This window comes from Streptomyces sp. NPDC092370 (assembly GCF_044755265.1).
In the GTDB taxonomy this organism is placed as follows: Bacteria; Actinomycetota; Actinomycetes; order Streptomycetales; family Streptomycetaceae; genus Streptomyces.
This window is the reverse complement of sequence record NZ_JBIVQO010000021.1, coordinates 1-25,350: the sequence shown is the minus strand read 5'-3', so window position 1 is coordinate 25,350 and position 25,350 is coordinate 1. Positions and strand designations below refer to the sequence as shown.

The following is a 25,350-nucleotide window of genomic DNA, read 5'->3' as shown; positions in this document are numbered from 1 at the left end:
TTCGGATCTCGCGAACTCGTGAAAAACGCCGACAAGAATACGCCGACCGGCTCGCGGACATTCACCGAGGTCATCGCCGCGCACCCTCACTGGAATCGGGATGATTCTCGCGTATCGCCGACCGAATGTACCCTTGTTCTACTCACCGGAAACGGCTAGACGAAACACAGTCTGAACCCGTGTCGTATAAACTCCGCGAACAAGGCAGAAGGCTGGCGCCCACGGTCGATGGATCCTGCCGCCGAGGCGACGCGGGACCCCACCCCCCTCTCGTTCAAGACCCGGCCCCCGCCCTTCTGACCCTCGTGAGCTGACAGCGCCGTCCGCCCCCGCCCTCGCGCCACCGTGCCTTTGAATGAGAGGCGACCCACCATGCCGCTGCATGTCCCTCCGGCTCCCGCGCCCGCACTCCGTTCCGTCCTGACTGCGCTCTCCTCTCCCACCGCGGTCCGCGAGGCGCGAACTCCCTCCCTGCTCGGCACGCAGGGACCCGCCACACCCGAGCTCCCGCTGCCCGTGCACGTTCTCGACCACGTCACCGCCGAGGGTGTCTCCGCGACCCGGCTGGCCGGGTGGCGCTTCCTGATCCGCTGCGGCGACCGCGCCGTGGCCGCGGCGGAGACCATGCTGACTCCCGACGGCTGGGCCTTCTCGCACTTTTTCGAGGGTCCGTACATCACCTCCACCGAGCGCGCCCTGCGGCAGGCGGAGACGCTGCCGCAGCCGTACCAGCCCCGCCTGCTGTCGGTGCCCGGCCTGTACATGCTGACGCTCTGGCTGCACGAGGACTGCACCGCGGACGGTGCCGCCGGACACCCCGCCGCCACCGACCTGCTCGTCCCGCTGGCGCCCGCGCCTCCCGGCATCGCGGCCCACCGCCCGCACCGCGTCGACGAACTGCTTCCGGTGCTGACCCACCGGGCGGCTCCCACCAGACTGCTCGGCTCGCCCGCCTGAAGAGCCACGAGTGGCCCGTACCCCGTCGCCGCATTTCGGCGGCGGGGTCGTCCTTTTGGCACTCGCCCGCTCACACGAACGTCTTTTCGCTCACACGATCGCTCTTAAGAGCACTTCGTGGCTCGTACGAGCCGGAATTGCCGACACCCCGAGCGGACTAGCCCTATCCGGCCACCGCGAACCACCCGAAGGGACGGCTCAGTTGGGATGAACTGTCCACGCGGGTGATGCGTCATGAACCTGTGAGAAGCGGTGCCGCGAAATCCCTGCGGATCGACGCCCGTGGGGCAACACTGGGTTCCAACGACTTATCACAACGGGGGGCGGCCATGAACGACACTTCTAGCCGCGGAACAGACACGACCGACTCAGCCGACGCAGCCTCATCGTCCATCTCTACCCAGCGAAAGATCCCACCCATGTGCCAGCACCAGACCCAGTGCCCCTCAGCCGACTCCGCCGACCGGGAATCCGCCCGCCTCGTGGCGCACCACCCGGAGCAGGGATGGAGCCTGCTGTGCAACGGCGTGGTGCTCTTCGAGGACACCGGCGAGCTCCTGCCGGACGGTCGGGCCATCGCCCCGCACCGTCCGCTCGCGGGCCAGGTGATGACGGCCGCCTGAGGCCGTTGGGCGGGGTGACGCCCCGCCGGCAGAGAAGGAGGGGCCGGCCGCGGAACACCCCGCGCACCGGCCCCGGCGCATGTCCGGGAGTCGTCACTTTCCGTCACCCGCGGCCACGCCCCGTTCCGGCTCGTACGCTTCCCACAGGTGCCCGTCTTCCGGAAGACTCCTGAAGTTCCGCGGTCATCCGTCGACGGAGGTGGGGCAAGTGGGAGCACGTGAGGCCGATGCCGGAAGCAAGGTCACGATCACGGAGATCGCCCGGCAGGCCGGCGTGTCCGTACCGACCGTGTCCCGGGTCGTCAACGGCCGGTCCGACGTGTCGCCGCAGACCCGGGCCCGCGTCGAGGACCTGCTGCGCCGGCACGGCTACCGCAAGCGCCCCGCGACTCCCGGGACCCGTGCCGCCCTGCTCGACCTGGTCTTCGACGACCTCGACAGTCCCTGGGCCGTGGAGATCATCCGGGGGGTCGAGGAGGTCGCGCACGCGGCCGGGGTCGGCACGGTGGTGTCGGCCATCCACGGGCGGTCGGGGGACGCCCGCGAGTGGATGCGCAACCTGAGGGCCCGCGCCTCCGACGGCGTCATCCTCGTCACTTCCGCCCTGGACCCGACGCTGCACGAAGAGCTGCGGATCCTCGGCGTACCCCTGGTGGTCGTCGATCCGGCGGGGTCGCCCTCCCTGGACGCCCCCACGATCGGCGCCGCGAACTGGTCGGGCGGCCTGGCGGCCACCGAGCACCTGCTGTCCCTCGGCCACCGCAGGATCGGCCTGATCGCAGGCCCGCCCCGCCTGCTGTGCTCCCGGGCCCGGCTGGACGGCTACCGCGCGGCCCTGGAGCGCGCCGGCATCACGCCGGACGCGTCCCTCGTGGTCACCGGCGACTTCCACCCCGAGTCCGGTTTCACCGCCTGCGCCACCCTGCTCGGCCTGCCCGAGCCGCCGACCGCCCTGTTCGCGGCCAGCGACCAGATGGCACTCGGCGCGATCGAGGCACTGCGCCGGCGCGGGCTGCGGGTGCCGCAGGACATGAGCGTGGTCGGCTTCGACGACCTCCCGGAAGTCCGGTGGTCTGCCCCTCCCCTGACGACGATCCGCCAGCCCTTGGCCGAGATGGGCAAACTGGCCGTGCGCACGGTGCTCCGGCTGACCCGCGACGAGCAGCCGGACTCACCGCGCGTGGAGCTGGGCACCGACCTGGTGGTACGGGCGAGCACCGCACCACCGGCCTGAGCTCCCGTACGAGGAACGGCGCCCCGCCACCCCCTGTCCGGCAGGGCGCCGCCCACCCCCGCTACCGCCCCCCGAGCGCCTCACGCAGCGCGAAGTACGCGGGCTTCGGCCGCAGTTCCTCGTCCCACGGCAGGGCCGCGCCCTCGCCCGGGAAGACCGCCGGGATCCACGAGTACTTGTCGGTGTAGTCCCACAGCGTGATGCCGACGCACCGGCGGACCGCCAGGCACGCCTCGGTCAGGTCGGCGTACCACCGGGCCTGCTGGGCCAGCTTCTCCTCGGTGGCGGGCAGTTGCATCCGTATGTCGACCTCGGTGAGGGCGGTGTCGAGGCCGAGCCGGGAGAAGCGGCGGAGGTTGTCCTCCAGGGTGTCCGGATAGCCGTACTGCAGGGCCAGATGGGCCTGCAGGCCGATGCCGTGCAGCGGGACGCCCGCGGCCTTCAGCTCCTTGGCCAGCCGGTGGTAGGCGTCGCTCTTCGGGCCGATCCCCTCGATGTTGTAGTCGTTGAGGTACAGCTTGACGCGTGGATCGGCCTGGTGCGCCCAGCGCAGCGCGTCGGCGATGTAGCCGGGCCCGAGCGTCTTGTAGAAGACCGACTCCCGGTACGTGCCGTCCTCGTTGAACGCCTCGTTGACGACGTCCCAGGCGAACACCTTGCCCCGGTAGTGCCGTACCTCGGTCTGGATGTGCTTCTTCAGTACGGCTCTCAGCTCCGGGGCCGTCCACTCCCTGCCCGTGATCCACTCGGGCAGCTGGCTGTGCCAGACCAGGGTGTGGCCGCGCACCTTCTGCCGGTTGGCCCGTGCGAGATTCACGATCTCGTCGCCCTGGGAGAAGTCGAACACGCCCTGCTGGGGCTCGGTGGCGTACCACTTCATGCCGTTGCCGGGTGTGGTCTGGTCGAACTCGCTGCCGAGCAGGGCCTTGTAGGGCCCGTCCACGAGTTCGGGATTGTCGGTGGCGCTGCCGAAGTAGCGGCCGTGCCGCTGGGCGAGGTCGGCGAGCGTGGGCTGCTGGTGACCCGCCTGGGCGGGCGTGCCGGCGCCGATGCCTGCGGCGACCAGGAGCGCCGTGACGGCGCCGACGAGTCTCAGACGGTTCTTGCGCATGGTGCGACTCCTCACGACAGGAACGGGGAGAACAGAGCCGTACATTCGCGGCGCGCGTCAGCCCTTGGTGGCGCCGGCGGTGAGGCCGCCGACGAGCTGGCGCTCGGCGACGGAGTAGAACGCGAGGGCGGGGACCATGGCCAGCACCAGATAGGCGAAGACCTTGGCGTACTCCGCGGAGTACTGCCCCTGGAACTGCTGGACGCCGATCGGCAGCGTCCACCACTGCGCGTCGGTGAACACCAGCAGCGGCAGGAAGAAGTTGTTCCAGCTGGTGACGACGGCCAGCACGGAGACGGTGCCGAGCGCGGGCCGCGCCATGGGCAGCAGCACCCGCCAGAAGAAGCCGAACGAGCTGCACCCGTCGAGCGTGGCCGCCTCCTCCAGCTCGCCGGGAATCTGCCGGAAGAAGCCCCGCAGGATGATGATCGTCATCGGCAGTCCGAAGGCGGCCTGCGGGAGGATCACGCCGAGCGGGTTGTCCAGCAGGTCCAGGGAGCGCAGCAGCAGGAACAGCGGCAGGGCCGCCACCGCGAACGGGAACATCAGCCCCATGGTGAACAGCGTGAACAGCGCCTCGCGCCCCCGGAAGGCGAACCGCGCGAAGGAGAAGGCCGACAGGGCGGAGACCGCGACGATCAAGACGGTCGTGCCCACCGCGATCAGCGTGCTGTTGCCGATCAGCCGCCAGAAGTCCCCCGAGCCGAGGATCTGGGTGTAGTTGGAGGTCACCCACGACTCGGGCAGACCGACCGGGTTGCGGGAGAGCTCGTCGGTGGACTTGAAGCCGGAGAGCACGGCGTAGAGCAGGGGGACGGCCATGACCGCTCCGACGACGGTCAGCACGAGGTGCAGGCCCCAGGTGCTGCCGCCCCGACGGGTCTTCTGACGGGTAGTCACTTTGCGTCACCCCGCATGGTCGTGGTGGCTCCTTCCAGGTCGCGCCGGAGGACGAACCGCTGGTAGGCGAGGGCGAAGACGAGGCTGATGCCGAACATGACCACGCTGATCGCGCTGGCGTAGCCGACCTGGTAGCGCTTGAAGCCGTACTGGAACATGGTCACGGCCATGGTCTCGGAGTGGTGGTCGGGGCCGCCCGCGGTGGTGACCCACACCAGGTCGAAGAGCTGGATCGCCCCGATGACCGACAGGAACACGCTGATGCGCAGGGTGGGCGCGAGCAGTGGCAGGGTGACGTTGCGGAACCGCTGCCAGGCACTCGCCCCGTCGATGAGCGCCGCCTCGGTCAGTTCCCGGGGGACGGCCTGGAGTCCGGCCAGGTACAGCATCATGTGGAAGCCGAAGTACTTCCAGGTCATCACCAGGAACAGGGTCGCCATGACGGTGGACGGATCCGCGAACCACTCACCGCCCAGCCCCTCCAGCCCGATCCTGCCGAGGACCTGGTCGGCGAAACCGTCGTCCGGGGCGAAGATCATGCCGAAGAGGATTCCGGTGATGGCCTCCGACAGGACGTACGGGGCGAAGAACAGCATCCGGTACACCGCCCGCCCGCGCATCCGCTGGTTGAGCAGGACGGCCATGGCGAGCGCGAACGGCAGTTGGACGGCGATCGACAGCACCACGAGGACCAGGCAGCGCCACAGGTCGCCGAGGAAGACGTCGTCCTGGAAGAGCCGGATGAAGTTCTCGCCGCCGATGTAGTCGGAGGGCATGCCGAAGCCGCCCCAGCGGAAGAACGCGGCGTACAGGGCGAACAGCATCGGCAGCAGCACGAGCCCTGTGAACAGCACCAGGGCCGGGAGCTGGAAGCCGGCCGCGGTGAGCCAGTGCAGCGCGCGCCGCCGGGACCGCCCGGTGGGCGGGTCCGCGGCCGGGGGCGGGACACCGACGCCGGTACCGGTCCGTTTGTCCGGCAGGAACGTGGAGGTCATCGCCGGTTACTGCTCTTCCTTCGCGGTCTTCGTGATCGACTGGGCGACCTGCCCGGGCGACTTGGAGCCGGCGATGAGCGCGGCCACGCTGTCGTTGACCTCTTGGCCGACGGCGGGCGCGTACGCCTGGTCCAGGTAGAGCTGGAAGCCGGTCGCCGCCTTCAACTGGGCCTGGACGGCCTTGATGTTGGGGTCGGCGATGGCGCTCTCGGCCGCGGGCACCACGGGAAGGACACCGGTCTTCTTGACCAGTTCGAGGTCGGTGGCCTCGGACGCGAAGAACTTGAGGAAGTCGACGGCCTCCTGCGGGGCACCCCGGCGCAGTGCGTGCCCACCGCCTCCGCCGAACACTTCGGTGAGGGCGCCCTTGCCGCCCTCGACCGCGGGGAACGGGAAGAATCCGAGGTCCTTGCCGAGGCCCTTGCCCGCGTCGGCCTGCACCGTCGGGGCCCACTGGCCCATGAGCTCCATCGCCGCCTTGCCGTTGCCGACGGTGGCGGCCTGGCCGGTGGGGGTGGAGTAGGCGGCGCCCAGGTATCCCTTCTGGAACGGCTGGAGGCCGACGAGTTCCTTCAGGTGCTCGCCTGCCTCGACGAAGGGCGCACCGGTGAAGTCCTTGGCCTCGTAGGCTTTCTGGAGCGCCTCGGCGCCGGCGGTGCGCATCGCCAGGTAGGCCCAGTAGTACATGCCGGGCCACTTCTCCTTGCCGGCCAGTGCCAGCGGGGTGACCTTGGCGGCCTTGAGCTTGCGTACGGCGTCGAGGAAGCCGTCCCAGGTGGCCGGCGGCTCCGCTATGCCGGCCTTCTCGAAGAGCGCCTTGTTGTACCAGAAGCCGATCATGCCGATATCGAACGGGACGCCGTAGGCCTGGTCGTCGATCAGGTACGGCTCCCTGGCGACCGGCAGCAGGGCCTCGCCCCACGGTTTGGTGCGGTCCGTGAGGTTCTCGACGAGACCGGCATCGACCTGCTGCTTCAGCACACCGCCGCCCCAGGTGTGGAAGATGTCGGGCAGCTTCCCGGAAGCGGTCAGCGCCGTCATCTTCGACTTGTAGGCGTCGTTCTCCATCTGGACGATCTTTATCTTGACCTTGGGGTTCTGCGCCTCGAACTTCCGGGCGAGGGCGGCCCAGACATCCTTGGAGGGCTGAGTGGTGGAGATGTTCCACCACTCGATCGTGGTCGTCCCCGACGCCCCTCCGTCCGACTCCCCGCCGCATGCGGTCAGTGCCGTCATCCCCAGACCGGCCGCGGCGGAGGCCGCCAGGAAGCCGCGGCGGGACAGTGCGGGGTCGCCCATCATGCGCTCCTCGAAAGTTTCGAATGAGATCCAGAAAGCTTCGTTGATGCCGCACCCTAGAGACAGCAGCCAAACGGTGGCAACCCCTTGGGCAGGGGGAATCTTTCACCCGATGCATGCACCGGACGAAGGATGCGAAACATTCGAAGTTCCAGACGAACGTTACGGACGGGGTGATGGCCATCACACACGGTGGCCGTCGACTGGCCGCCGGATCGGCGCCGCCCTCCGCGGCGCAGGGCCGTCCCCCACTCTCAGCTCGCCTTTCCACAGATGCGGCGGCCCCGGCGGGCAGACTTAACGGAAGCTTGACGCTCCCAGCCCTCTCATCCTCGGGCCACGGCATCACGCTCCGCTTACGCTGATCGGGCCGCCCAGTGATGGCCGGAAACACGCTGAACCGCACATCGGGAGCACGTCGATGGCCACCACCGAGCACCCGGCACCGAGCCGCCCTGAGCCCACGCCACCCGGCCGCCTGCGTGCCTGGATGCTGGAAGGGCTGTCCGACATGGGCAAGAGCGGCGGCCACACCGGGCCCCACGCCGAACCGGGGTCCCCGCACCGGGGTCAGCCCTGGTGGCGGGTGATGTGCCTGACCGGTGTCGACTACTTCTCGACCCTCGGATACCAGCCCGGCATCGCGGCCCTCGCCGCCGGCCTGCTGTCTCCGGTCGCGACCATCGTCCTGGTCGTCGTCACGCTGGCCGGCGCCCTGCCCGTCTACCGCCGCGTGGCCGAGGAGAGCCCCCACGGCGAGGGCTCGATCGCGATGCTGGAACGGCTGCTCTCCTTCTGGCAGGGCAAGCTGTTCGTCCTGACCCTCCTCGGCTTCGCCGCCACCGATTTCCTCATCACCATCACCCTGTCGGCCGCCGACGCCTCCACCCACCTCGTGGAGAACCCGCATCTGACCGGCGTCCTGCACGACCGGCAGATGCTGATCACCCTGGTCCTGGTGGCCCTTCTGGGCGCCGTGTTCCTCAAGGGCTTCCTGGAGGCGGTCGGCGTGGCGGTCGCCCTCGTCGGCGCCTACCTCGCGCTGAACGTGGTCGTGGTGATCGTCGGCCTCTGTCACGTCGTCACCGCGGGTCATGCGGTCGCCGACTGGTCCAGCGCCCTCACCGCCCAGCACAGCAACGTCTTCGCGATGATCGGCGTCGCCCTGCTGGTCTTCCCGAAACTGGCCCTCGGTCTCTCCGGGTTCGAGACGGGCGTCGCCGTGATGCCGCACGTCAAGGGCGACCCCGACGACACGGAGGCACGGCCGGCCGGCCGCACCCGCGACACTAAGAAGCTGCTCACCACGGCCGCACTGATCATGAGCGTGTTCCTGATCAGCACCAGCTTCATCACCACCCTCCTCATTCCGGAGAGGGAATTCGAGGCGGGCGGCCAGGCCGACGGCCGTGCGCTCGCCTACCTGGCGCACGACTACCTGGGCAACACCTTCGGCACCGTCTACGACATCTCCACGATCGCCATCCTGTGGTTCGCCGGCGCCTCCGCGATGGCCGGCCTACTCAACCTGATGCCGCGCTATCTCCCCCGCTACGGCATGGCCCCGCACTGGGCCCGCGCGGTACGGCCCATGGTCATCGTCTTCACCCTGGTCGCCTTTCTGGTGACGTGGATCTTCGACGCCGACGTCAACGCCCAGGGCGGCGCATACGCCACCGGTGTGCTGATCCTCATCAGCTCCGCCGCGATCGCGGTGACCATCGCCGCCCGCAAGGCCCGCCAGCGGAACTGGACCATCGCCTTCGCCGTGATTTCCGCGGTGTTCCTCTACACGACCGTGCTCAACGTCATCGAGCGCCCGGACGGTGTGAAGATCGGCGCCTGCTTCATCGCCGGCATCATCCTGGTGTCCCTGCTGTCACGGCTGGCCCGGGCGTTCGAACTGCGCGTGACCGGTGTGACGCTGGACGACACGGCGGAGCGTTTCGTCCGGGACCTGTCCGGCCGCCGGATGCGGTTCATCGCCAACGAGCCCGACCGGCGCGACCTCACGGAGTACCGCGACAAGATCGAGCAGATCCGGCACGACAACGACGTACCCGGCCAGGAGGACTTCGTCTTCGTCGAGGTGACGGTCACCGACCCGTCCGAGTTCGAAGCGGGCCTGACCGTACGCGGCGAGGTGCTGCACGGCCGCTATCGGGTGCTCACCCTGGAGTCGTCCTCCATTCCCAACGCCCTGGCCGCGCTCCTGCTGTATGTCCGCGACGCGACGGGCCGCATCCCGCACATCTACTTCGAGTGGACCGAGGGCGGGCCCTTCGCCAACCTGCTGCGCTTCTTCCTGTTCGGCCAGGGCGAGGTCGCCCCGGTGACCCGTGAGGTCCTGCGCGAGGCGGAGCCGGACCGGAAGCGGCGGCCGAGGGTGCACGTGGGCTGAGTCAGGCGGTCGCTCTGCGGCCGAGGACCCTGCGCGGCGGGCGCACCACGACCTGCCCGTAGTGGATCGCACCCGTGATCCGTATTCGCAGCAGGACGGGAGCGTCGGCCGGCCGGCGGGCCTTGATCTCGGAGTAGCGCAGCACCAGACCGCCCGTGTCCACCACGACACCCGGCCGGGTCAGCAGCTTCAGGGCGCCGGCGCGCAGGTCCAGGTCGATGTCCAGCGTGTCGTGCGTGATCACCGCGTCGGTCAGGTCGAGCGTCACCTCGCCCCACGCCGAACGGATCTCCAGCCGCCGCGGCACCGTCCAGCCGTCGCCACGCCGGGTCGAGGCCCCTTCCTGCCGGATCCGGTCGACGTCCTCCGCCCCTACGGGCGCCTGGCCGGCCGGCGCGGGCAGATCCGCCGTCAGCACGACGAGCTCGCCGATCGTGCGGGCGGACAGCGCGGCCTCCAGCCGCTCGTCCAGCTCCTCCAGGGTCAGGCGGCCGTCGCCCGCGGCGACACGCAGCATGTCCACGGTCCGGTCCCGGTCCGCGTGCGACGCCCTCACCTCGGGCGATCCACCGGACCGCGCGATCTCGGCCGCCATCACTCCACCCCCGATCTCCCGGGCGCGCCGCCCGGCCCGCCCGCTCGACCACTAACGCTATATCGCGTTATACCCAACGGCCAACCCCGCATCCGCCGTTCCCTGTCCTCACCCCTATCGTGACCGGCATGCAGTCCTACACGATCGGCCAGGCAGCACGACTGCTCGGCGTGAGCCCGGACACCGCGCGGCGCTGGGCGGACGCGGGCCGCATCACGACCCACCGCGACGAGGCCGGGCGACGCGTCATCGACGGACGGGACCTGGCCGCCTTCTCGGCCGGACTCGCCCGGTCCGGCGCTGCCGAAGAGGACACCCCGTACACCTCGGCCCGCAACGCCTTCCCCGGCATCGTCACCGCGATCAAGCTCGGTGACGTCGCCGCCCAGGTGGAGATCCAGGCCGGTCCGCACCGGCTCGTCTCGCTGCTCACCCGCGAGGCGGTGGAGGAACTGGGCCTCGAGGTCGGCATGGAGGCGACGGCCCGCGTGAAGTCGACGAACGTTCACATCGACCGCGTCTGAGCCCGGGAGTGACCGCAGCCGACGCAAGCCCGAGCGTCCCCGGCTCGACGGGACCGCCGGACTGGCGTGCACCCGTGAGCCTGAGCATCCGCAACCAGCTCACCGGTACCGTCACCCGTCGGCCCCGGTCAGGCCATGGCGACGGTCAGGGTCCGCCTCACCGTCCGCCGGGACCTCACCGCGGCGATCACCCGTGTAGCGGCTCAGGCCTCCGTCCCGCCCCGGGCACCGCCGTGGGCGCCCTGACCAAGTCCACGGAGATCTCGCCGGCCACGGCCCCGTCGAGGGCCTGCCGCTCCGCAGCCGGCTCCCCGGTACGGTCACGGGCATCACAGCCGGCGACGCGATGGCGTCCGTCCGCGTCACGGTCGAGGAGGGCGAGCCGACCGTCATGATCACCAGGGGCGCCGCGGACGACCTCACGCTCGCCCGGGAGCCCCGTCGCCGCCCTGTTCAAGGCGACCGAAGTGGCGCTCGCCTCCGCGTGAAGGCGGCGGTGAACGGCGGGAGGGGCCCCGCACCGCGGAGCCCCTCCCGGTGACCGGTCGGCCGGTCAGTCCTCGTACGCGTCCAGCGGCGGGCAGGAGCAGACGAGGTTCCGGTCGCCGAAGGCCTGGTCGATACGGCGCACCGGCGGCCAGTACTTGTCGGCGGCCGACACCCCGGCCGGGAAGACGGCCTCCTCGCGGCTGTAGGCGTGCTCCCACGCCCCGGCGAGGGCGCCGGCGGTGTGCGGGGCGGCGCGCAGCGGGTTGTCCTGAGCGGGCCACTCGCCGGAGCCGACCTTCTCGATCTCCGCGCGAATGGCGATCATGGCCTCGCAGAAGCGGTCCAGCTCGGCCAGGTCCTCCGACTCGGTCGGCTCGATCATCAGCGTCCCGGCCACCGGGAACGACATGGTCGGCGCGTGGAAGCCATAGTCGATCAGCCGCTTGGCGACGTCGTCGACGCTCACTCCGGTCGCCTTGGTCAGGGGCCGCAGGTCGATGATGCACTCGTGGGCCACGAGATCGCCGGGGCCGGTGTAGAGCACCGGGTAGTGCGGCTCCAGCCGCTTGGCGATGTAGTTGGCGCTGAGCACGGCCACCTGCGTGGCCCGCCTCAGCCCCTCACCGCCCATGAGCCGGACGTACGCCCACGAGATCGGCAGGATGCCGGCCGAGCCCCAGGGAGCCGCCGAGACGGGACCGACGCCCGTCTCGGGGCCCGCCTCGGGCTGCAGCGGATGGTTCGGCAGATAGGGGGCGAGGTGCTCGCGCACCGCGACCGGGCCGACGCCGGGGCCGCCGCCGCCGTGCGGGATGCAGAAGGTCTTGTGCAGGTTCAGGTGCGAGACGTCGCCGCCGAAGTGCCCGGGCTTGGCCAGCCCGACGAGCGCGTTGAGGTTGGCCCCGTCGACGTAGACCTGCCCGCCCGCCTCGTGGACCTGCGCGCAGATGTCGGCGACGTGCTCCTCGAACACACCGTGGGTGGACGGGTAGGTGATCATCAGCACGGACAGCTCGTCGCGGTACTGCTCGATCTTCGCCCGCAGGTCCTCGACGTCGATCTCGCCGTCCTCGGCGGTCTTCACGACGACGACCTTCATGCCCGCCATCACCGCGCTGGCGGCGTTGGTGCCGTGCGCGGACGACGGGATCAGGCACACGGTGCGCTGCTCGTCCCCGTTCGCCCGGTGATACCCGCGGACGGCGAGCAGACCGGCCAGCTCGCCCTGCGACCCGGCGTTCGGCTGGAGGGACACCTTGTCGTAGCCGGTGACCTCGGCGAGGCGGTCCTCCAGCTCGTGGATGAGGGTGAGGTAGCCCGCGGCCTGCTCGGCGGGAGCGAAGGGGTGCATCTGCCCGAACTCGGGCCAGGTGACCGGCTCCATCTCCGTGGTCGCGTTGAGCTTCATGGTGCAGGAGCCCAGCGGGATCATGCCGCGGTCGAGCGCGTAGTCCCGGTCGGCGAGCTTGCGCAGGTAGCGCAGCATGGCGGTCTCGGAGCGGTGCTGGTGGAAGACGGGGTGCGTCAAGTAGTCGTCGGTCCGCAGCAGGGCGTCCGGGAGGGGCTCGTCCGTGGCCGCGTCCAGCGCCTCGATGACGCCGTCGACGCCGAAGGCGGCCCACACGCCCCGCACCTGGGCGCGCGTCGTGGTCTCGTCGCAAGCGATCGAGACGTGGTCGGCGTCGACGAGGCGCAGATTGACCCCGTGGTCCCGGGCGGCGGCCACGACCTCGGCGGCCAGGCCCTCGGCGCGCACGGTCACGGTGTCGAAGTAGGAGCCATGCACGACCTCGACACCGCCGTTCGCCAGCCCGGCGGCGAGGACCGCGGCGTACCGGTGGGTGCGCCGCGCGATGCCCTTCAGACCCTCCGGGCCGTGGTAGACGGCGTACATGCCGGCCATGACGGCGAGCAGCACCTGAGCGGTGCAGATGTTGCTGGTGGCCTTCTCACGACGGATGTGCTGCTCGCGCGTCTGCAGCGCCAGCCGGTAGGCCTTGTTCCCGTCGGCGTCCACGGACACGCCGACGAGACGCCCGGGCAGGCTGCGCGCCATCTTGTCCTGGACCGCCATGTAACCGGCGTGCGGCCCGCCGAACCCCATGGGCACACCGAAGCGCTGCGTCGTCCCGACCGCGATGTCCGCCCCGAGCTCACCGGGCGACTTCAGCAGCGTCAGCGCCAGCAGATCGGCGGCGACGGTGACGAGCGCGCCGAGCTCGTGCGCCCGGTCGATGACCGGCTTGATGTCACGCACGGCACCGGAGGCGCCCGGGTACTGGATCAGCACGCCGTTGATCTCGCGCTCGGCGATCTCGGCGGGGATGCCGTCGCTGAGGTCGGCGACGACCACCTCGACGCCCGTGGGTTCCGCACGGGTCTGGATCACGGCGATGGTCTGCGGCAGCGCGTCCGCGTCGACCAGGAACAGGCCCTTCTTGTTCTTGCCCAGGCGCCGCGACAGCGCCATGGCCTCGGCGGCCGCGGTGCCCTCGTCGAGCAGCGAGGCACCGGAGGTCGGCAGCCCCGTGAGCTCCGCGACCATCGTCTGGAAGTTGAGCAGTGCTTCGAGCCGGCCCTGCGAGATCTCCGGCTGGTACGGCGTGTAGGCCGTGTACCAGGACGGGTTCTCCATGACGTTGCGCAGGATGACCGGCGGGGTGAACGTGCCGTAGTAGCCGAGGCCGATCATGGAGTTGAGGACCTGGTTGCGGTCGGCGAGGGAGCGCAGCTCGGCGATCACCTCGGCCTCGCTGCGGGCGCCCGGCAGGTCCAGTGCCTCGGCGCTCGCGATCACGGCCGGGACCGCGGCGGCGGTGAGCTCGTCCAGCGAGCCGTAGCCGACGTGCGCGAGCATCTTGGCGCAGGCCTCGTGATCGGGGCCGATGTGGCGCTGCTCGAAGGGGACTGCCTCTTCGAGCTCGGAGAGCGGAATGCGGTGGGCGGTCATTACGGAGGCCTCCTGGTCGACACGACCTTCGAGGGGCACCACGGCACGGGTACCCGAACGGCCTCCCCCTCTGTCATCTCAACCTGAGAGCTTCACCGGATCGCCCGAAGGCCTCCGGTTTTCACCGTCGGTGAGAGCGGAAGCCGTCGACACCCGCTCTGCTTTCCAGAGTGACCTCGTCCGTGCGGTACGTGAGCCTGAGAGATTCCGGGGAGGATTTGCTCCTTCGGCGCCTCCATGACCTCTGGAGGACTCTCCCGCACGGGGTCAACAGCCGCTGCCAGCGTACCAGCGCGGTCAACGCACGAACCTTCGAGTGGCCGCATCCCCGCTTGTACCGTTTTGTAGTGCTTACTGATGAGGTGCGACCAGTGGAGGGCCCGTGCGAACCGATATCGATCCGCGCAACCTGATCGGCCGCAAGGCGTTCGACCGCAACGGGACCAGGATCGGCACGATCGACGAGGTCTACCTCGACGACGCCACCGGCGAACCGGAGTGGGCGGCCATACGGACCGGCCTGTTCAGCAGGGACGCCTTCGTCCCCCTGGAGCCCAGTGAACTGATCGACGGCGCCCTCCACGTCCCCTTCGAGCGCGCCCTGATCAAGGACGCCCCCGACTTCGGCGTGGGCCGCCACCTCTCCCCGGAGCAGGAACTGCAGCTCTACCACCACTACGGTCTCGACGTCGCCGCCCCGCCCCCGCTCCCGGACCACGACTTCGGCAAGCTGGCGGGCACCGACGAAACGGCGTGACCCCCCGTGCCGAGCGCCGCGCCTCCCCCATCCGGCTCCCGTAACACCAACGGCAACGGATCCGCCGCCTCCAGATCCGGATCGTCGACCCGGAAGGTCCGCACGCGCCCAGGCTCCGAGGAGGGCGTCTCGAACCGCACCGTGACCCGTCCCAGGCCGCTGCCCTGCACCCAGCCGTGCCCGAATCCGGCGTGGCGCACGTCGTGCCCGGCGGGCCATCTGCGCTCGGCGAGCGCCGGCTGCTCCTCGGCCGGCGCCGCCACGTGCTCCTCGACCGGGCCCTGCTCGATCGCCCGCTCCCCCGCCGCCTGCGCGAAGAGGTCCTCCTGCGTGTAGTCGGCGAGCCCGCTGACCCCCACCCCGAGCAGCCGCACCCCGCCCGTGGTGTCGACCGAGTCCAGCAATCTGGCCGCCGCCTCCCGGATCACCGCGGGATCGTCCGTCGGGCCGCGCAGTGTCTCGGACCGGGTGAGCGTCGAGAAGTCGTAGCGCCGCACCTTCAGCACGATGGTCCGCCCGGACAACCGGGCCTCGCGCAGCCGCCGCACGCACCGCTCGGCCAGTCGCTGCACCTCCAGCCCGACGCGCGTCCGGTCGTGGATGTCCACGTCGTAGGTGTCCTCGACGGACACCGATTTCGCCTCGCGTTCCGCCACCACGGGCCGGTCGTCCCGCGCCAGCGCCATGGCGTACAGACCGTGCCCGTGCGCCTTTCCCAGCAGCCGGACCAGCTCGTCCTCCCCTGCCTCGACGATCTCGCCGACCGTGGTGATCCCGGCCCGCCGCAGATGGTCACCCGTAGCCGGCCCGACCCCCGGCAGCGTCCGCACCGACATCGGCGCGAGCATCGCCCGCTCGGTCCCCGGCTCGATCACCACCAGCCCGTCCGGCTTGGCTTCCTCCGACGCGATCTTCGCGAGCATCTTGGAGGCGGCCAGCCCCACCGACCCCGTGAGCCCTGTGACCGCCCGGATGTCCGCGCGCAGCTTCACCCCGGCCAGCCGCGCCGACCGCTCGTCCCAGGCCACCTGGCCGGCCTCCAGGTCGACGAAAGCCTCGTCCAGGCTCAGCGGCTCCACCAGCGGCGACAGCGCCCGCAGCAGCTCCATGACGCGCTCGCTGATCGACCGGTAGAAGGTGAAGCGCGGCACCAGGTACGCGGCATGGGGCGCGAGCCGCCGGGCCTGCCCCATGGGCATCGCCGAATGCACCCCGAAAACCCGCGCCTCGTACGACGCGGTCGCCACCACGCCTCGCGGCCCTAGCCCGCCCACGACCACGGCCTTCCCGCGCAGACTCGGCTTGGACGCCTGCTCCACCGAGGCGAAGAAGGCATCCATGTCCAGATGCAGAATCGTGGGCGCGGTTCTCACACTTCCGATGCTGCCCTACGCCACTGACAACACCTCGCGCGACCGCCCGGATCGCCCCGCGGGAGACCGCTCACGGCCCGGTGCGGAAACGTCCCGCCCCATGCGTCCGGCCTCTGCCCGACGGCTCAGACGGCCCGGTTCCGGCGACGCGCCAGCTCATCCGCCGGGTTGGGCCCGACCAGGGTCTCGCCGGTGTCGATCCGCTCGCCGTGCAGCTGGGACAGCGCGCTCTCGACGTCACGCCACACCACGCCCACGGCGATCCCGAACACGCCCTGACCGCCCTGGAGGAGGGCGTGAACCTCGTCGGGCGAGGTGCATTCGTAGACCGTCGCACCGTCGCTCATCAGCGTCATGCGCTCCAGGTCGCTGAAACCGCGTTCCCTGAGGTGCTGTACGGCCGTGCGGATGTTCTGCAGCGACACCCCGGTGTCGAGGAACCGCTTGACGATCTTCAGGACGACCACGTCACGGAAGCTGTACAGCCGTTGCGTCCCGGAGCCGTAGGCGGGGCGCACGCTCGGCTCGACGAGCCCGGTGCGGGCCCAGTAGTCCAGTTGCCGGTAGGTGATACCGGCGGCCGCACAGGCCGTGGGGCCGCGATAGCCGATCTGCTCGGACGCCATGGACGCCGTCCCTCCGCTGCTCGGCACCGCCGTCGGTCGCTGCGGAGCATGATCGGCCGCGCCACCGGGCTGGGGGCACCCCCCACCCGGGAGGGGCCGTGAGCCGGGGGGAGGGTACGGACCGCTCGCCCTGAGACTGCGCTCGGGGCCGCCCCCGGCCGTACCGTCGCCGCTGCTTCTCACGCCGACCTCCGTCCTTGACCTGCCTTCTCGACGGTAGGCAGTCACCAGGGGTGCGTCAACGATCGCCACACTCGCCACGCCGAGTGATAATCACCCTGAGAGTGGTTTCCCGTGCCCCACTGCGGGGAAAGGCTAGCCGAATGCGGTCGGCACGGACCGCGTGACGCTCTCACTCTCCACCTGCACATGCGGGCATTTCACCCCGTCACGCACGGCGGGCGACCCTGCCGCGGACCACGTCGTCCGCCGGGCCGCCCCACACGACTCACCGACCGCTGCCGCCGACCGCGGAGCTCACTGACTGCTGCTGCCGAAGTCCTCCGGGGAGATCTGGTCGAGGAACTCGCGGAACTTCTCCACCTCGTCCTCCTGCTCGTCCGGGATCGCGATACCCGCGTCGTCGAGCACCGTGTCACTGCCGTAGATCGGCGTCCCGGTGCGCAGCGCGAGCGCTATGGCGTCGGACGGGCGGGCACTCACCTCGACGCCGCTGGCGAAGACCAGCTCCGCGTAGAAGACGCCCTCACGCAAATCCGTGATGCGCACTTCCGTGAGCTCCTGGCCTACCGCCTGCAGCACGTCCTTGAAAAGGTCGTGGGTCAGCGGCCGCGCGGGAGCCATGCCCTGCTGGGCGAAGGCGATCGCCGTCGCCTCCCCCGGTCCGATCCAGATGGGGAGGTAACGGTCGCCTCCCACTTCACGCAGCAGCACGATCGGTTGGTTGGAGGGCATTTCGACCCGGACACCTACGACATCGAGCTCGTTCACACAGCAACCCTAGGCCGTGCTCGGGACGTTTGGGTAGTCGGGCCCGGACCGAGCGCCTGATCCGGCCCCCGAACGCCCGGCCTCGTCAGGGCTGCCGCACCCCGAGCGCCGTCTGCACCAGTGCGGCGTGCAGCTTCACCGTGAGCCCCGCCAGTTCCCTCGTACGGTCCTCGGCGTGAGCCCTGGTCTGCGGATTCCGGTGCCGCCTCAGCGGGGCCACCACCTGCTCCACGAGGCCGGCCTCACGGTCGGCTGCGGCCTTCATCACCCGCAGATGCCGCGGCTCGATCCCGAACCGCCCGAGTTCGCCGATGAGTGAGGCGACCGTGACCGCCTCCACGTCGTAGGCCCCGTCCTCCAGTGGAGTGAGCAGCCCGTAGGACTCCCACTCCTTGAGCTCCTGCTCGTCGACGCCGGCGGCGGCGAGCAGCTCCGCACGCCCGATCCTGGCCACCGTGGGCCCCCCGGACGGCTCGCGCGCGGCTTCACCGTCCCGCTGACGGCACACGACCGGCAGTGGGACCGCGTCGCCGCGCTCCATGGCCTCCAGGTGCTCCCTGATCACTTTCAGGGGCAGATAGTGGTCCCGCTGCATCCTCAGGACCTGCCCGAGACGCTCGACGTCGCGGGCGCTGAACTTGCGGTACCCCGACGGGGTCCGCTGCGGCTCGATGAGCCCCTCCGACTCCAGGAAACGGATCTTGGAGATGGTCACTTCGGGGAACTCGTCGCGCAGCACGTTCAGCGCCGTGCCGATGCTCATCAGCCCACTGTCCGTGGCGGCGGCGCCGTGCCCGGCACCGCCGCTCGGTGTTTGAAGCATGGACCTTCCCTGACGGACGGACCTTCGCTGGGGCCAGCCCGGTCAGTAGCCCCGCTGGTTGGCGTAGAAGACCAGCCGGTACTTGCCGATCTGCACCTCGTCGCCGTTGCTCAGCGCGACCTGGTCGATCCGCTCCCGGTTCACGTACGTGCCGTTCAGGCTGCCCACATCGGCCACCGTGAACGAGCCGTCCTGCCCACGGCGGAACTCCACGTGCCGCCGGGACACCGTCACGTCGTCCAGGAAGATGTCGCTCTGCGGATGGCGGCCGGCCGTGGTCAGATCGCCGTCCAGCAGGAAGCGACTGCCCGAATTCGGACCGCGGCGCACGACCAGGAGCGCGGAGCCCAGCGGCAGCGCGTCCACAGCCGCCTGCGCCTCCGGGGACAGGGTCGGCATCGGCGTCTGGCCGGTGGTCTCGCTGTCGTAGGCCTCGAGACCGGAAATGGAGATCGTGGAGGTCGTCTCGGAGGGACGCTCCGGCGCCGCACCCGCCCGCAGCGGCGCGCCGCAGTTGGAGCAGAAACGGCTGTTCTCCGCGTTGCGGTTACCGCACCTCGTACACACCAGGGCCGACATCGGATCCTCCTGCCGCGGCTGCCCACCGGGGGCGTTGGACGCGTACGGGCCGGAAAACCCTCCACCCGCACCTGAGGTTGACGGCTGCCCGAAACCTATGCCGCCGGGCTGCGCAGGGTCAACCGACGGCGCGCCCTGACCACCGGAAACATCGCCGCCCGGGCCGCCGACCTGGTCCCGGAACAGCGGCCGCTGGCCTTCCGCGTCAGGCTGTGCGCGATGACGAGCGGTGGCGTTGTCGCTGCCTTCTCGCGCGCTCTTGCCGAACAACTTCGCAAACAACTTCACGGGCGATTCCCCTTGACCGAAACAGACCCGCCCGTGGGGCAGGACGAACCCTGACTGAACACTCTGGCGGACCCGGACATCCTGACAACGTCCGTCTGCACCAGACAGTTTCCACCACGCACCGCCCATTCGGTGCGCCGACCCCCCGCAACCTCATGCCCTCGCCCGACGCCGCCCATGCACCCCCGGTTCACTGCGAGGACGACCGAGCGTAGTCAGGCCGCTTCGCTGCTCGCAAGGCGTCCACGACGATCTTGGTCGACCTTTCGATCGTCACGGTGGCCTGTTCCTTCTCGAGAGTCTGCACCACGCCTCCGGGGATGTTGAGCGCCGGCTCGAGATCCTGCGGCTTGCCGATGACCTTGAAACGATACGGCGCGTTGATCTTGTTCCCGTCGACGCCGACGCCCTTGCCCGAATCCGTCAGGTACGTGCCGGCGACGACCCGTACGCCGTTGACCTGGATCGCCTCGGCACCCGCCGCGCGCAGCTCCTGGATCGCGTCGAGCAGCATGTCCGCCTCGACCGTTCCCTTCGTGTCCTGGATCGTCATGGTGACGCCGGGCCCCTGCGCGGCCACCGTGCCCGCGAGGATGCCGAGTTGCCTCTCCTTCTCGATCGTCTGCTTCCGGGCCTCCTCAGCCTGGTCGGAGCTGTTCTCCAGCTCGTCGCGCTGCTTCTCGAGACCTTGCTTCTCGTCCTCTAGACGCTGAGTACGGTCATCCAGTTCATCGAGGATGCGGACAAGATCTTCCTGCCGCGCACCACGCAGGGCGCTGTCGCTGTCGCTGTTCGAGGCCACCTGCACGGCCAGCCCGAACCCGAGGCCGAACAGCAGCACCGCGACGATGAGTTGGGCCCGGGTGACACGCGGCGGCCACAGTCCCTGCGCCAGCCGCTGCCGGCCGGTCAGCCGGGGTTCGGGGTCCGGCTGCGGTTCCGGTGCCCGATCGGGCTCGGGCTCCGGCTCCTGCGGGACCTCCTCGGCGGCAGGCACCTCCTGGGGCAGCTCTTTGCGCAGCCTGTTCCCGAATTCGGACCCATCGCCCCGGCTCGTGCGCGCGTCGTCCCGCTCCCCGGCGGGCGTCTCGTCGTGGTCGCTCATCGGCCTCACGCCCGGAACACGTGCCGGCGGATCGCCGCGGCGTTGGAGAAGATCCGGATGCCCAGGACGACCACCACACCGGTGGACAGCTGGGCACCCACGCCCAGCTTGTCGCCCAGGAACACGATCAACGCGGCCACGACCACGTTCGACAGGAACGACACCACGAAGACCTTGTCGTCGAAGATGCCGTCGAGCATGGCCCGCAGGCCCCCGAAGACGGCGTCGAGCGCCGCCACGACAGCGATCGGCAGATAAGGCTCGACCACCGCCGGAACCTCAGGCCGGACCAACAGGCCGGCCACGACTCCCACGACGAGGCCCAGTACGGCGATCACGATGTGCCCTTCTCGCTCTTCTCAATGCTCGGCTGTGCTGTACGTACGGTCACACTCGGCGCGGCAGGCAGCCGGAGGTCGTCCTCCACGGAGATGCCTGTCCTGATGCCGTAGCTTTCCTGCAGCGCGTTCAGATACAACCCGTCCGCGCTGTTCTGGAACCGCGTGCTCAGCCGCTGCCCGTCCCCCACCGCGAGCACCGTGTACGGCGGCACCAGCGGTTTGTTGTCGACCAGTATGGCGTCCCCCGCGGCCCTGATCGCGGACAGCGCCGTCAGCCGCTGCCCGTTGATGGAGACGGCCTCGGCGCCCGACTCCCACAACCCGTTGACCACGCGCTGCATGTCCCGGTCACGCACCCGGCCGGTGTCGGAGAACCCGGAGGTCCCCCGCGGGTTGCCGTCACCACCCGAACCGGCTTCCTTGGCGTCGTTCACCACGAGTTTCACGCCCGGGCCGTGCACCGCGACCGCGCCGGACAGGATGCCCGCCAGGTCGGAGTCCGCGCTGCCGCCGCTGTCCTTCAGTGCCTCGCGCTGGCGCGCGCTCACGTCCGCGCGCAGTTCGTCGACGGAGTCCTCCAGCTTGTCCGCCGCCTCGGTCTCCCGGTCGATGCGGTCGACCAGCTCTCCCCGTTCCTTGGCGACGACCGGAGCGGCGACCCGCGCCTGCGCCGCTCCGACGGTGACGACGAGAGCCGCGAGCACCAGGCCGGCGGCGAGCCCGAGCTTCGCCCTCAGCGTCTTCGGCATGCCGCTGTCGCCCGCGGCCTTCTTGCGCTCGGCGGCCTCGGCATAACCGTCGTCGAGGCTGTGGTCCATGACGTTGGTGAGCAATGACATGGACGCGTCCGGGCGCCGGGGCCGCGCGGGTGTGCTCCGAATGGGGGGTTGCTGCGGCATGCCGCACATCGTCGCATGTCGCGAGCACTACCTCCGAACGGGCCCACCGGCGTGCTGGACAGGCCCCGTTGGGGACACCTGTCCAGCACGCACGCGTGCGGCCCGTTCTACCGGCCGGCGCTGTCCACGACCGCCGACCATTCGTCCAGCAGAGCCTGCGCGGAGGCGTCGTCCGGCCCCTCGGCCCACAGGTGAGTGACGGCCTCGGCCGGGTCGGGCAGCACCATCACCCAGCGGCCGTCGGTCTCCACCACCCGCACACCGTCCGTGGTGTCCACGAAGCGGTCTCCGGCCGCTTCGACGACCCGCCGCATCACAAGCCCCTTGACGGCCCACGGGGTCGCCAGATCCCGCTTGAGGACGTGCGCCCGCGGGATCCGCGCGTCGATCTGGCTGAGCGTGAGCTGCGTGCGCCCCACGAGCCCGATGAGCCGCACGAACGCCGCGGTGGCGTCGTACACGCTGCTGAACTCCGGGACGATGAAACCGCCCTTGCCGTCACCGCCGAAGATCGTCCCCTCCTCACCGCCCACGCGGGTGAGGTCGTCGGGAGAGGTGGTCGTCCACTCGACCTGAGTCCCGTGGTACGCCGCCACCTGCTCGGCGATCCGGGTCGTGGTCACCGGCAGCGCGACCCGGCCGCTGCGCCGCTCGGCGGCGATGAGGTCCAGCATCACGAGCAGCGCCCGGTCGTCCTCGATGATCCGGCCCTTCTCGTCCACGAGGGACAGCCGTTCACCGACGGGGTCGAACCGCACGCCGAACGCGGCCCCCGAGGACGCCACGATCTCACCGAGTCGCACCATCCCCGAGCGCCGCATGTCGGCGGTCTCGGTCGGCCTCGACTCGTCGAGACCGGGATTGATCGTCAGCGAGTCGACACCGAGCTTGCCGAGCAGGCTCGGCAGCACGAGTCCGGCGCTTCCGTTGGACGCGTCCACGACGACCTTCAGCCCGGATTCGGCGATCCCGGTCGTGTCGACGTTCCGCAGCAGCGACCCGGTGTACGAGTCGAAGACACTGGCCGGGAAGTGCAGGTCGCCGATCTCCCCGGGGAAGGCACGGCGGTACTCCTGCCGCGCGAACACGCGGTCCAGCTTCCGCTGGCTGCCCTGCGACAGGTCGGCGCCCTGCCCGTCGAAGAACATGATGTCGACGGAGTCCGGCACTCCGGGAGTGGTGCGGATCATGATGCCGCCCGCACTGCCTCGGGCGGTCTGCTGCCGGGCCACGGGCAGCGGCACGTTCTCCAGGTCCCGCACGTCGATCGCGCTGGCCTGCAGCGCGGAGATCACCGCCCGCTTCAGCGCACGGGCACCACGCGAGTGGTCACGGGCGGTGGTGACGGTCGAACCCTTCTTCAGGGTCGTGGCGTACGCACCGGCGAGACGCACCGCGAGTTCCGGAGTGATCTCCACGTTCAGGATGCCTGAGACACCGCGCGCACCGAAGAGGTGCGCCTGGCCCCTGGATTCCCAGATCACCGAGGTATTGACGAAGGCGCCGGCCTCGATCGTCTTGAACGGGTAGACCCGGACATTGCCCTGGACGATCGATTCTTCACCGATCAGGCACTCATCGCCGATGACCGCCCCGTCCTCGATCCGCGCCGCGCGCATGATGTCGGTGTTCTTGCCGACCACGCAGCCGCGCAGATTGCTGTGGGGCCCCACATAGACGTTGTCGTGGACGACGGCCTTGTGCAGGAACGCGCCGCTCTTGACGACCACGTTGGAGCCCACGACAGTGTGCTCACGGATTTCCGAGCCGGCCTCGACCTTGGCGTAGTCACCGATGTAGACGGGTCCGCGGAGCACCGCGTCCGGATGGACCTCGGCCCCCTCGGCGACCCATACGCCCGGGGAGATCTCGAAACCGTCGATGTCGACGTCGACCTTGCCCTCGAGGACGTCGGCCTGCGCCTTGACATAGCTTTCGTGGGTGCCGACGTCCTCCCAGTAGCCCTCGGCGATGTAGCCGTAGACCGGCTTGCCTTCCTTCATCAGCTGCGGGAAGACATCGCCGGACCAGTCGACGGGCACGTCGGGCTCGACGTAGTCGAAGACCTCCGGCTCCATCACGTAGATGCCGGTGTTCACGGTGTCGGAGAAGACCTGGCCCCAGGTGGGCTTCTCGAGGAAGCGCTCCACCTTGCCTTCCTCGTCGACAATGGTGATACCGAATTCCAGAGGGTTGGGCACACGCGTCAGGCAGACGGTGACGAGCGCGCCCTTCTCCTTGTGGAAATTGATGAGCTCGGTGAGGTCGAAGTCCGTCAGAGCATCGCCGGAGATGACGAGGAAGGCATCGTCCTTCAGCGCCTCTTCGGCGTTCTTGACGCTTCCGGCGGTGCCGAGTGGCTTCTCCTCATTGGCATAGGTGAGCTCCATACCAAGCTCTTCGCCGTCACCGAAGTAATTCTTGACCAGTGAGGCCAGGAACTGGACAGTCACGACTGTTTCATTGAGCCCATGCCTTTTGAGCAGCCGCAGAACATGCTCCATGATCGGCCGGTTCGCCACCGGCAGCAGCGGCTTGGGCATGCTTGAGGTCATAGGGCGAAGGCGCGTGCCTTCGCCTCCGGCCATCACAACGGCCTTCATGTCGGAAGCGTCCTCCTCGAAGAGACGGTCTAGCCGACTTCCCCCGCCAGGATTGTCCCGCACTTACCCAGCACGGGCCATCGCTCCGCCGTGGCAGCAGGACCATCCGGGGCTTCAATCGGCCGTGGCATCCGCACGGACCAGGCGGCGGACTTGTACCACGTAGAGGACTCCTGCCCACCAGTACAGCGTTGTACCCCATCCGGCGAACGCCCATCCGAAAATAGCAGCCAGTGACGAGATCCAGCCAGTTCCGTCACTGAGCAGAAGCAGGGGGAAGGCGTACATCAGGTTGAAGGTGGCGGCCTTACCGAGGAAGTTCACCTGCGGTGGCGGATAGCCGTGCCGGCGGAGGATGCCCACCATGACCAGCAGGACGAGCTCTCGCGCCAGAAGTACAGCGGTCAACCAGAGAGGCAGGATCTCACGCCAGGTGAGGCCGACCAAGGTCGAGAGAATGTAGAGCCGGTCGGCCGCGGGATCGAGGAGTCGGCCGAGGCTGCTGATCTGATTCCAGCGACGCGCCAGCTTGCCGTCCAGATAGTCGCTGATGCCGCTCAGGGCCAGGATCAGAAGGGCCCAGCCGTCACTCTTGGGTCCACCGAACTCAGGCCACAGGATCAGCCACAGGAAAACGGGTACGCCGACGAGGCGAGCCATGCTGAGGATGTTCGGGATGGTGAGCACACGGTCCGTCTGGACGCGAGTCTCCTGAACCTCCACCCGGGGGCCTCCTGTGGGAAACGTGCCAACGATGCCCCCTGACCTTACCTCAACGCAAAAAAGCTCTGGCTCTTGGGCTGCATGCCCAAGAGCCAGAGCTCTAAAAGGAGTTCGGCGGCGTCCTACTCTCCCACAGGGTCCCCCCTGCAGTACCATCGGCGCTGTAAGGCTTAGCTTCCGGGTTCGGAATGTAACCGGGCGTTT

Annotated in this window: 22 protein-coding genes, 1 rRNA gene, 1 pseudogene and 1 riboswitch; of the genes and pseudogenes, 7 read left to right on the top strand and 17 right to left on the bottom strand. The window is 69.6% G+C overall.

What is annotated here, in order from left to right:
- The first annotated feature begins 372 nt into the window (after window positions 1–372).
- The 3 genes from ACIQHQ_RS36720 (at window position 373) to ACIQHQ_RS36710 (ending at window position 2,814) form a co-directional block, all read left to right on the top strand.
- On the top strand, window positions 373–957 hold the full coding sequence (locus ACIQHQ_RS36720) for a hypothetical protein (RefSeq protein WP_402620962.1): 585 nt from the start codon (window positions 373–375) through the stop codon (window positions 955–957).
- Window positions 958–1,376: 419 nt separating this feature from the next.
- Window positions 1,377–1,580, top strand: coding sequence for a DUF5999 family protein (locus ACIQHQ_RS36715; protein WP_030835828.1), 204 nt, complete (start codon window positions 1,377–1,379; stop codon window positions 1,578–1,580).
- Between the two features lie 208 nt (window positions 1,581–1,788).
- A complete protein-coding gene (locus ACIQHQ_RS36710) occupies window positions 1,789–2,814 on the top strand; it encodes a LacI family DNA-binding transcriptional regulator (protein WP_402620959.1) in 1,026 nt (341 codons plus the stop codon).
- 61 nt (window positions 2,815–2,875) lie between these two features.
- Here ACIQHQ_RS36710 and ACIQHQ_RS36705 read toward each other — a convergent pair whose 3' ends face one another.
- The 4 genes from ACIQHQ_RS36705 to ACIQHQ_RS36690 all read right to left on the bottom strand — a co-directional run bounded on the left by ACIQHQ_RS36705 (window position 2,876) and on the right by ACIQHQ_RS36690 (window position 7,119).
- Window positions 2,876–3,925 (bottom strand): endo-1,4-beta-xylanase, encoded by a 1,050-nt coding sequence (locus ACIQHQ_RS36705; RefSeq protein WP_402620956.1) that lies wholly within the window; start codon window positions 3,923–3,925, stop codon window positions 2,876–2,878.
- A 57-nt stretch (window positions 3,926–3,982) separates the two neighbouring features.
- On the bottom strand, window positions 3,983–4,747 hold the full coding sequence (locus ACIQHQ_RS36700; protein ID WP_237524362.1) for a carbohydrate ABC transporter permease: 765 nt from the start codon (window positions 4,745–4,747) through the stop codon (window positions 3,983–3,985).
- Between the two features lie 74 nt (window positions 4,748–4,821).
- Window positions 4,822–5,820 (bottom strand): carbohydrate ABC transporter permease, encoded by a 999-nt coding sequence (locus tag ACIQHQ_RS36695; protein ID WP_402620953.1) that lies wholly within the window; start codon window positions 5,818–5,820, stop codon window positions 4,822–4,824.
- 6 nt (window positions 5,821–5,826) lie between these two features.
- Window positions 5,827–7,119: an extracellular solute-binding protein gene (locus ACIQHQ_RS36690; protein ID WP_402620951.1), complete on the bottom strand. Its 1,293-nt coding sequence runs from the start codon at window positions 7,117–7,119 to the stop codon at window positions 5,827–5,829.
- Between the two features lie 421 nt (window positions 7,120–7,540).
- Between ACIQHQ_RS36690 and ACIQHQ_RS36685 the strand changes: the two genes are divergently transcribed.
- On the top strand, window positions 7,541–9,520 hold the full coding sequence (locus ACIQHQ_RS36685) for an amino acid transporter (RefSeq protein ID WP_402620948.1): 1,980 nt from the start codon (window positions 7,541–7,543) through the stop codon (window positions 9,518–9,520).
- 1 nt (window position 9,521) lies between these two features.
- On the opposite strand, the gene ACIQHQ_RS36680 is transcribed toward ACIQHQ_RS36685, so the two are convergent.
- Complete coding sequence (locus ACIQHQ_RS36680; RefSeq protein ID WP_402620945.1) at window positions 9,522–10,115, bottom strand: DUF1707 domain-containing protein; 594 nt, start codon at window positions 10,113–10,115, stop codon at window positions 9,522–9,524.
- Between the two features lie 128 nt (window positions 10,116–10,243).
- Between ACIQHQ_RS36680 and ACIQHQ_RS36675 the strand changes: the two genes are divergently transcribed.
- Window positions 10,244–10,639, top strand: a complete 396-nt coding sequence (locus ACIQHQ_RS36675; RefSeq protein WP_402620942.1) for a molybdopterin-binding protein — start codon at window positions 10,244–10,246, stop codon at window positions 10,637–10,639.
- 74 nt (window positions 10,640–10,713) lie between these two features.
- Window positions 10,714–11,127 (top strand): annotated as a pseudogene (locus ACIQHQ_RS36670) (molybdopterin-binding protein).
- A gap of 65 nt (window positions 11,128–11,192) precedes the next feature.
- Here ACIQHQ_RS36670 and gcvP read toward each other — a convergent pair.
- Window positions 11,193–14,078, bottom strand: coding sequence for an aminomethyl-transferring glycine dehydrogenase (gene gcvP, locus ACIQHQ_RS36665; protein ID WP_402620939.1), 2,886 nt, complete (start codon window positions 14,076–14,078; stop codon window positions 11,193–11,195).
- Between the two features lie 175 nt (window positions 14,079–14,253).
- Window positions 14,254–14,348: riboswitch (glycine riboswitch) on the bottom strand.
- A 112-nt stretch (window positions 14,349–14,460) separates the two neighbouring features.
- On the opposite strand from gcvP, the gene ACIQHQ_RS36660 reads away from it, so the two are divergent.
- A complete protein-coding gene (locus tag ACIQHQ_RS36660) occupies window positions 14,461–14,835 on the top strand; it encodes a PRC-barrel domain-containing protein (RefSeq protein WP_352119682.1) in 375 nt (124 codons plus the stop codon).
- Here the strand turns inward: ACIQHQ_RS36660 and ACIQHQ_RS36655 are convergent.
- The 11 genes from ACIQHQ_RS36655 to rrf all read right to left on the bottom strand — a co-directional run.
- On the bottom strand, window positions 14,754–16,208 hold the full coding sequence (locus ACIQHQ_RS36655) for a DNA polymerase IV (protein WP_402620935.1): 1,455 nt from the start codon (window positions 16,206–16,208) through the stop codon (window positions 14,754–14,756). The genes ACIQHQ_RS36660 and ACIQHQ_RS36655 overlap by 82 nt on opposite strands.
- Before the next feature lie 125 nt (window positions 16,209–16,333).
- Window positions 16,334–17,017: a MerR family transcriptional regulator gene (locus ACIQHQ_RS36650; protein WP_402620932.1), complete on the bottom strand. Its 684-nt coding sequence runs from the start codon at window positions 17,015–17,017 to the stop codon at window positions 16,334–16,336.
- Between the two features lie 294 nt (window positions 17,018–17,311).
- Entirely contained in the window at window positions 17,312–17,785 is a 474-nt protein-coding gene (locus ACIQHQ_RS36645) for a bifunctional nuclease family protein (RefSeq protein ID WP_402620929.1), read from the bottom strand.
- A gap of 85 nt (window positions 17,786–17,870) precedes the next feature.
- The gene (locus tag ACIQHQ_RS36640) at window positions 17,871–18,608 is read right to left on the bottom strand and encodes a MerR family transcriptional regulator (RefSeq protein WP_402620926.1); all 738 of its coding nucleotides are present in this window, start codon (window positions 18,606–18,608) and stop codon (window positions 17,871–17,873) included.
- A 42-nt stretch (window positions 18,609–18,650) separates the two neighbouring features.
- Entirely contained in the window at window positions 18,651–19,604 is a 954-nt protein-coding gene (locus tag ACIQHQ_RS36635; protein WP_402620923.1) for an FHA domain-containing protein, read from the bottom strand.
- Window positions 19,605–19,665: 61 nt separating this feature from the next.
- Window positions 19,666–20,580 carry a DUF881 domain-containing protein gene (locus ACIQHQ_RS36630; protein WP_402620920.1) on the bottom strand — a complete coding sequence of 305 codons (915 nt, stop codon included), beginning with the start codon at window positions 20,578–20,580 and terminating at the stop codon, window positions 19,666–19,668.
- Window positions 20,581–20,585: 5 nt separating this feature from the next.
- Window positions 20,586–20,918 carry a small basic family protein gene (locus ACIQHQ_RS36625; RefSeq protein WP_003988855.1) on the bottom strand — a complete coding sequence of 111 codons (333 nt, stop codon included), beginning with the start codon at window positions 20,916–20,918 and terminating at the stop codon, window positions 20,586–20,588.
- Entirely contained in the window at window positions 20,915–21,829 is a 915-nt protein-coding gene (locus ACIQHQ_RS36620; protein ID WP_402620918.1) for a DUF881 domain-containing protein, read from the bottom strand. The genes ACIQHQ_RS36625 and ACIQHQ_RS36620 overlap by 4 nt, the downstream gene beginning before the upstream one ends.
- Before the next feature lie 98 nt (window positions 21,830–21,927).
- Window positions 21,928–24,423 (bottom strand): sugar phosphate nucleotidyltransferase, encoded by a 2,496-nt coding sequence (locus ACIQHQ_RS36615; protein ID WP_402620916.1) that lies wholly within the window; start codon window positions 24,421–24,423, stop codon window positions 21,928–21,930.
- A 114-nt stretch (window positions 24,424–24,537) separates the two neighbouring features.
- Complete coding sequence (locus ACIQHQ_RS36610) at window positions 24,538–25,146, bottom strand: CDP-alcohol phosphatidyltransferase family protein (RefSeq protein ID WP_390986572.1); 609 nt, start codon at window positions 25,144–25,146, stop codon at window positions 24,538–24,540.
- Window positions 25,147–25,255: 109 nt separating this feature from the next.
- Window positions 25,256–25,350: ribosomal RNA gene (gene rrf, locus ACIQHQ_RS36605) — 5S ribosomal RNA — on the bottom strand; the annotation flags it as partial.

Excerpts from the sequence above, each read along its gene's own strand:
- ACIQHQ_RS36720 (WP_402620962.1), top strand. The coding sequence starts at position 373 with ATGCCGCTGCATGTCCCTCCGGCTCCCGCGCCCGCACTCCGTTCCGTC.
- ACIQHQ_RS36715 (WP_030835828.1), top strand. The coding sequence starts at position 1,377 with ATGTGCCAGCACCAGACCCAGTGCCCCTCAGCCGACTCCGCCGACCGG.
- ACIQHQ_RS36705 (WP_402620956.1), bottom strand. The coding sequence starts at position 3,925 with ATGCGCAAGAACCGTCTGAGACTCGTCGGCGCCGTCACGGCGCTCCTG.
- ACIQHQ_RS36700 (WP_237524362.1), bottom strand. The coding sequence starts at position 4,747 with ATGGCCGTCCCCCTGCTCTACGCCGTGCTCTCCGGCTTCAAGTCCACC.
- ACIQHQ_RS36695 (WP_402620953.1), bottom strand. The coding sequence starts at position 5,820 with ATGACCTCCACGTTCCTGCCGGACAAACGGACCGGTACCGGCGTCGGT.
- ACIQHQ_RS36690 (WP_402620951.1), bottom strand. The coding sequence starts at position 7,119 with ATGGGCGACCCCGCACTGTCCCGCCGCGGCTTCCTGGCGGCCTCCGCC.
- ACIQHQ_RS36685 (WP_402620948.1), top strand. The coding sequence starts at position 7,541 with ATGGCCACCACCGAGCACCCGGCACCGAGCCGCCCTGAGCCCACGCCA.
- ACIQHQ_RS36680 (WP_402620945.1), bottom strand. The coding sequence starts at position 10,115 with ATGGCGGCCGAGATCGCGCGGTCCGGTGGATCGCCCGAGGTGAGGGCG.
- ACIQHQ_RS36675 (WP_402620942.1), top strand. The coding sequence starts at position 10,244 with ATGCAGTCCTACACGATCGGCCAGGCAGCACGACTGCTCGGCGTGAGC.
- gcvP (WP_402620939.1), bottom strand. The coding sequence starts at position 14,078 with ATGACCGCCCACCGCATTCCGCTCTCCGAGCTCGAAGAGGCAGTCCCC.
- ACIQHQ_RS36640 (WP_402620926.1), bottom strand. The coding sequence starts at position 18,608 with ATGCTTCAAACACCGAGCGGCGGTGCCGGGCACGGCGCCGCCGCCACG.
- ACIQHQ_RS36635 (WP_402620923.1), bottom strand. The coding sequence starts at position 19,604 with ATGGGCGGTGCGTGGTGGAAACTGTCTGGTGCAGACGGACGTTGTCAG.
- ACIQHQ_RS36630 (WP_402620920.1), bottom strand. The coding sequence starts at position 20,580 with ATGAGCGACCACGACGAGACGCCCGCCGGGGAGCGGGACGACGCGCGC.
- ACIQHQ_RS36620 (WP_402620918.1), bottom strand. The coding sequence starts at position 21,829 with ATGTGCGGCATGCCGCAGCAACCCCCCATTCGGAGCACACCCGCGCGG.
- ACIQHQ_RS36615 (WP_402620916.1), bottom strand. The coding sequence starts at position 24,423 with ATGAAGGCCGTTGTGATGGCCGGAGGCGAAGGCACGCGCCTTCGCCCT.